Annotated in this window: 1 protein-coding gene; it reads right to left on the reverse strand. The window is 37.8% G+C overall.

What is annotated here, in order from left to right:
• Nucleotides 1–16 precede the first annotated feature (16 nt).
• Nucleotides 17–768, reverse strand: a protein-coding gene (locus HYI04_RS16785) for an IS5 family transposase (RefSeq protein WP_149931241.1) whose coding sequence is annotated in 2 segments (ribosomal slippage) — nucleotides 17–432 and nucleotides 432–768 — 753 coding nt in all. Because the reading frame shifts where the segments join, the coding sequence is not laid out codon by codon here.
• Nucleotides 769–820 lie beyond the last annotated feature (52 nt).

Genomic DNA, 820 nt, shown 5'->3' on the forward strand with positions numbered 1-820 from the left:
TAGGGTCTGTTGAGAATTACCGAGAGTTAATTAAACTCGCGCACAATTGAATCATGGCTTCAAAACTCGTATCTGTTTTACAACTACGCATCGCTATACGTTTAAATTCTTTTAACTTACAGAAATAGTTTTCAATGAGATGACGCCATTTATACATAATCGTATCAAAGGCTCTCATTACTTTTCGATTAGATTTGGGTGGGATCACCACTTTCACTTTACGTTCATTGAGTTCTTGGATGAGCCAATCTGCATCAAATGCTTTATCCGCTAGTAATGCTTGAAAATCAACATCTTCAATTAAAGGTTTGGTTTCTACTAAATCGTGATATTGACCAGGCATTAATCGAAACTTAATGAGGTTGCCTAGACTATCCACTAAGGCAAGAATTTTACAAGTCATTCCACCTCGAGATTTACCTATAGACTGTTTGAAGGTCCCCCTTTTGCACCTTGGCCATGTCGATGAACTTTAACAATCGTTCCATCAATCATGGCGTATTCCAAATCAACATCTTCATTTACAGATGCAAAAATAGTTTCAAATACACCAGCTTTCACCCAATCACGGTATCTTTTAAAGACGGTATTCCATTTACCAAAATGAGCAGGTAGATCACGCCATGGACTGCCTGTACGGGCAATCCATAGGACTGCTTCTAAAAATAATCGATTATCTTTTCCACTACGACCTCGATCGGTCACTTTACCTAGGCAAAAAGGTTCCATTTTTGCCCATTGGGCATCAGTAAGTATGTATCTATCCATAGTACTATTATAAATTAATCAGTAGCCTTTGTTAATTCTCAACAAGCCCTAG

Origin of the sequence: Acinetobacter sp. SwsAc2, assembly GCF_013391465.1 — a bacterium.
Taxonomy (GTDB): Bacteria; Pseudomonadota; Gammaproteobacteria; order Pseudomonadales; family Moraxellaceae; genus Acinetobacter; species Acinetobacter johnsonii.